The organism is Frankia sp. CcWB2 (assembly GCF_977927585.1).
In genome coordinates, this window is sequence record NZ_CDWRCM010000249.1 from 1 (window position 1) to 5,431 (window position 5,431).

At 70.1% G+C, this 5,431-nt stretch carries 2 protein-coding genes and 2 pseudogenes; all 4 read right to left on the bottom strand.

The window, feature by feature from the left end; translation table 11 throughout:
- A partial coding sequence (locus ACY45C_RS19575) for a beta-ketoacyl synthase N-terminal-like domain-containing protein (protein WP_462189024.1) occupies window positions 1–2,927 on the bottom strand: 2,927 nt, incomplete at its 3' end.
- Between the two features lie 524 nt (window positions 2,928–3,451).
- Window positions 3,452–3,703: pseudogene (locus ACY45C_RS19580) on the bottom strand (SGNH/GDSL hydrolase family protein); the annotation flags it as partial.
- Window positions 3,704–3,761: 58 nt separating this feature from the next.
- Window positions 3,762–4,109 (bottom strand): annotated as a pseudogene (locus ACY45C_RS19585) (GDSL-type esterase/lipase family protein); the annotation flags it as partial.
- Window positions 4,109–5,245 carry an NAD(P)/FAD-dependent oxidoreductase gene (locus ACY45C_RS19590; RefSeq protein ID WP_462189025.1) on the bottom strand — a complete coding sequence of 379 codons (1,137 nt, stop codon included), beginning with the start codon at window positions 5,243–5,245 and terminating at the stop codon, window positions 4,109–4,111. The pseudogene ACY45C_RS19585 and the gene ACY45C_RS19590, both read right to left, overlap by 1 nt.
- Window positions 5,246–5,431: the final 186 nt, after the last annotated feature.

Consider the following 5,431-nt stretch of genomic DNA (forward strand, 5'->3'; position numbering starts at 1 on the left):
CCCCGGCCGGACGCGGCCGGGGCGTCTTCGAGCGCCGTGGCGGCCGACTTCCGCGGCCGGACGGCCGCGGCGGCCGCGAGCGTGACCAGCGCGTCGGCGTAGGCGCGACGGCGAGGCTCCGAGACGTGGTCCGCCCCGGTCAGCGCAACCGTCATCCCGGCCGGCTTCACCTGCTGCGGCAGCGGGGCCGTATAGCGGTTGAGCCCGCTAAGCTCGACGCCGAGCACCGCGAGGCGCACGGCCGCGGTCATCAGAGCCACCGCACCGTCGCCGTCGCGACCGGCGTCGGTGGGGATCGCCACGACCTCGTCGCCGAGGGTGCGCCGGACCAGGCCGGTCAGCACCTGGCTCGGCCCGATCTCGACGACCACCGTCGCGCCGTCCGCGCGCAGGGCCTGCAGCCCGGCGACGAACTCGACGGGGTTGCCCAGCTGCCGGGTGAGGACCCGGCGGTTCTCGGCGGGGTCGTCGCCGTACCGGGCGCCGGCGGTGTTGGCGTGCACCGGCACGGCCGGCGATCCGATTTCGGTGACGTCCACGGCGGCGGCGAAGTCGTCCACCGCGTGCCCGACGAGCGAGGTGTGGAACGCCGCGGCCACGGAGATGCGCCGGGCGTCGAGCCCGCTCGCGGTGGCGGCGGTGACGAACTCCTCGACGGCGGACGTCGGACCACCAACGACGACCTGGTCGGGGGCGTTGTGGTTACACACGACCACGTCCGGGTGCGCGGTCAGCAACTCGGCGACCGCATCGCGGTCGGCGCGGACGGCGGCCATGGTGCCGGGGTCGAAGCCGGGTTCGTCCGGCGGGGCCATGGCCTGGCCGCGACGCCGGGCGAGCCGGAAGAAGTCGGCGTCGGCGAGGGAACCGGCGGCCCACAGGGCGGTCAGCTCCCCGAAGCTGTGGCCGAGCAGGCCCACCGGGCGCAGTCCCAGCTCCCGCAGGAACCGGAACTGGCCGACGGAGAGCGCACCGATCGCGGGCTGCGCGTACTCGGTGCGCGTCAGGTTCATCTCGTGGTCGGCACGGTCGCCTGGATCGAAGCTCGGCGGTGGGAACACCGCGCGGGCGAGCGTGAGCTCGGCCCCGGCGAAGGTGGCGTTCGCCGCGTCGAAGGCCTCCCGCACCGGCGGAATCTCGACGGCGGCGGTGAGCCCCATGTCGACGTACTGGCTGCCCTGGCCGGCGAAGACGACGCCGACGCGGGGCTGCCCGGCCGCCTGCCGGCGGTAGTGCACCCCGGCGGGATGCGACCATTCGGCGGCGTCGGCTCGCGCCGCGAGCTGCTCGATCGCGATCGTGCGCAGGCGGTCCGCCTCCGCGCCGGTGCGGGCGACGAACCCGACCCGCGCGGCGCTGCCCGGGATGCCCGTGTCACCGTTCGGTTCGGCCTGCCCGCGCACCAACTCGAGGAGCTCCGCGGGCGTCGCGGCATGCCACAGGTGGGCGCGGACGGCACGGTGCGTCGCCCGGGCGGCACGCTTGTCGGCGTCCGGTCGTGCCGTGTCGGGGGTCTCCTCCAGGACGACGTGGAAGTTGGTACCGCCGAACCCCATGGCGGAGGCGGCCGCCCGGCGCCGCCCCACGTCCGGGTCGAGCACCCAGGGCCGGGTACGGGTGCTGAGGTAGAAGGGCGAGCCATCCTGGGCGAGTGCCGGGTTCGGTTCGCGGACGTTGATCGTAGGCGGCAGCACCCGGTTGTACAGCGACAGCGACAGCTTGATCAGGCTGGCCGCGCCGGCCGCGCCCTTGGTGTGCCCGATCTGCGACTTCACACTGCCAATCGCCGCCCGGCCCGGGCGTGCCCCGGCCTCGGCCAGGACGGCCCCGAGCGCGGACAGCTCGGTGGCGTCGCCGACGGCGGTACCGGTGGCATGCGCCTCGAACAGCTCGACGGACGCCGGGCTCACCCCGGCGTCCGCGTAGGCCCGGCGCAGCGCGCGGACCTGGCCCTCCGCGCGCTGCGCGTAGACGCTCTTGAACCGACCGTCACTGGACGACCCGAGACCCCGGATGACCGCGTAGACCCGGTCCCCGTCGCGCTCGGCGTCGGCCAGCCGCTTGAGCGCCAGCATCCCGATGCCCTCGCCGACCAGGGTGCCGTCGGCGCCGGCGTCGAACGGCTGGATGCGGTCGGACTTGGACAGCGCCTGCGTCTTCGAGAAGCACATGTAACTGAAGATCGAGTTTTCGGTGTCACAACCACCAGTGATCATGAGATCGGCACGGTGGTCGATGAGTTCGGCGATGGCCCCGCGGACGGCCGTGAGCCCGCTCGCGCACGCGGAGTCGACCGTGTAGTTCGTGCCTCCGAGGTCAAGCCGGTTGGTGATCCGGCCGGAGACGACGTTGCCGAGCAGCCCGGGGAACGAGTTCTCCTCCCACGGCGGGAACGCGAGCGAGAAGGCCTCCGAGACCGCGGCGGTTTCGGCCTCGTCGAGTCCCGCGGCACGCACGACCTCGCGCAGGACCGGCGTCTCCAGCCGGGCCGCCAGCGGGTGGGCCATCGTGGTGGGGCCAGCCATGCCCAGGATGACCCCGGTGCGCTCGGAGTCGTACCACGCCGACCCCGGTGCGCCCGCGTCGGCGAGCACGTCCCGCGCGACGATCAGGCTGAGCAGCTGCACGACCGCGGTCACGTCCAGCAGGTTGGGCGGAAAGCCGAACTCCACCGGGCTGAACGGGACCTCCGGGAGGAAGCCGCCCCGGCGCGCGTAGGTGTGGTCGGGCACCGTCGCATCCGGATTGTAGTAATCCTCCGGGCGCCAGTGCGTCGACGGCACCTCGGTGACGCAGTCGACGGCGTCGATGACGTTGCTCCAGTACTCCCGCGCGTCGCGCGCCATCGGGAACAGTCCGGCGAGCCCGACAATCGCGATCGGGTTGTTCGCGAGTCGTCGGTCGTCAGGGCGGTCGGACTCGTCCACGTGCTTCTTCCCTTCACTGGCCGGCAGGTCACCACCGCGTGCGGCGGGACCCTGATATGTCGGGCGTGATGTATCCGGCGGAGGTATTCAGGTGTGAGATGTCGGGCGACGCTGGGGTTCCACTGGCTCGGTGGTTCCACGGATTCGGTGGTTCCACGGACTCAATCAGCTCGCGACGGGAACCGGCTCGCCGGGGCGGATCGGCCGGTCCGCTGGAGAGCCCGACGGCCGGCGGGTTGTTCCGGAACAACGCTGTTCCGGAACAACACCGTTCCGAAGCACTGCCGCAGTTCTTCATGGCCGCGACGGCGAACCGCGAGGCCTGGCGACAGTTTACTCGTATCCGATCCGCGCGGGCATCTTGAAACCAGTGTCATCGACGTCCCGTTGTTCCGCAAGAACAACCTGCCGAACATTCGATCGGCCGGGGCAATCGCCGCGGCGGTGCGTCGTGAGATACTTCACTCCCGATCCGACTCGACGTCGGGTCGGAATACGTCGAGGGACCGGTCAACCGAACAGGGTCAGGATGGGACCGGCACCGGGATCCGGGGAGCCGGACGCGACAGGACTTCGCGCACCAACTCCGCGAGGAGACCGGCGACAAATTCGTAGCCGGCCGCGTTGGGATGGTAGTCCCCGGGATTCCACAGTTGGGAATCGTGGGCGCGGTCGACGTGATCGAAATCGACGAGGAGAATTCCGTGATTCGCCGCGGTCGAGCGGACATGGTCGTTCGCCTGCTCGATCCTGGCGCGGAGCACGTCCAGGATCGCCGGCGGCGCCGAGAGCCTGGTGGTGAAGGTCCGGGAAGGTGAAGGTGAACGCGGTGGTTCCCGGGACCGCGAGAGTTGCGACTAGGTGAGTGAAGTTTTGTTCGAACCTGGCCTGCGAGTAGTCCGTGAGCAGGTCGTTGCTGCCCGCGGCGATCCCGACGAGGGCCGCCGAGGCGGAGGCGGCGACGTCGAGCTGCGTGTCGATGACATCCTGCGTCGTCGCGCCGTTCCGCCCCAGATTGAGAACGCGACTGCGCGGGATACCCAGAGCCGCGGCCATTCTGGGCGCCCAGCCGATCCAGGCGCCGTCGGGCGCCGGGTCACCGCGGCCCTCGGCGAAGCTGTCGCCGACCACGGTGAGCATCGGCGACGGCGTCGGACCGCCGATGATCGGTCGACTGTCCATTACACGGCCGCCGCGGCCAACATGATGGACTCGACGTTCTTCGGCGCGAGAAAGACCGACGACGGCACGACACCCGCGATCATTCCGAAGAACTGCGCGCGCGCCGTCTCATTGTTCGGTAGGGCTCGCCACAGCGCCACGAGGTGTGGCGGGAAGTCCAGCTCGCCCAGCGTCGTGGTGAAATTGAACGCACCGGCCGACTCCTCGTCGCGCAACCGCTGATACTCGGCGAGGGCCTCGCCCATGGGCCGGTCGCCACGCAGCGCCTGGTCCACGTGCTCGGTCAGCAGGTCCGCGCAGCGGAAGGCGTCGGTGATGCCCAGACCGGTCACCGGGTCCTTGTGGTAACCAGCGTCCCCGGTCAGCGCCCAACCCGGGCCATAGGACGTGCGGTAGTAGTTGTCCGGGTAACGGATTCCGTAGTAACGGTCCTCCTGGACGACGCCATGGCTGTCGAGATCCTCGGCGAGCTCGGGCGCGACGCTGCGGAAGGTCCGGCGCAGGCTCCCGTCGATGTCGGCGCGGAACTCCTCGAAATCCTCGAGGTTGCGCATCGCGGTGACGAGAGTGAGCCCGTCATGGGTGGGCCAGCCGGCGCACTGCTCACGGTCACCGAACCGGCTGTGGAACTGCCAGTCCAGCCCACTGAAATAGGAGTAGTAGATGAAGCTGGCCGCCGGCACGACCTTGTAGAAGTCGGCTCCCGTGGCGTCCCGGCCCACGATCCCCGCGACCGTGCCGTCGTCGTGGCGGATCAGATCGCGGACCGAGAAGCCCTCCCGGACCTCGACACCCGCCGCGACCGCGCCATCGAGCAGGATCTTGTCCAGCACGATGCGGCGCGGCGCCATCGAGAACGCCAGCCCGTCGATCGGGTCAGCGAACCCGCGGATGACCACACCGAGGTGGGACACCGTCATGTCGGTGATCGGCCGGCAGTTGGTCGCCGTGAGTGCGTCGAGCAGCCCCCACTCCCGCAGACGGAGCAGTGCGGCCTGCTGAAGATAGTGGGTGGAGATCGTGTCGCTGGGAAAGGACACGCGGTCGACGAGCAGCAGCCGGTGACCGCGCCGGGCAAGCAACATCGCCACAGGTGAGCCGGCGCAGCGCGCTCCCACGACAATCACGTCGTACATGGTCGGAGACTCCCTGAAGTATGCCGGTCAACCGATCGTTACACTGACACGACAGGTCCCCGGCGGATGTGTTGTCATTATCCTCCTAGGCATCCTCCTAGTACTCCAACCCGACTTTTGTGATCAGTTGAGTTGTAGCTTCACGGCCTGGCGGTGGTAGTGGCAGTGTTTGGCGAGGAACTGCCG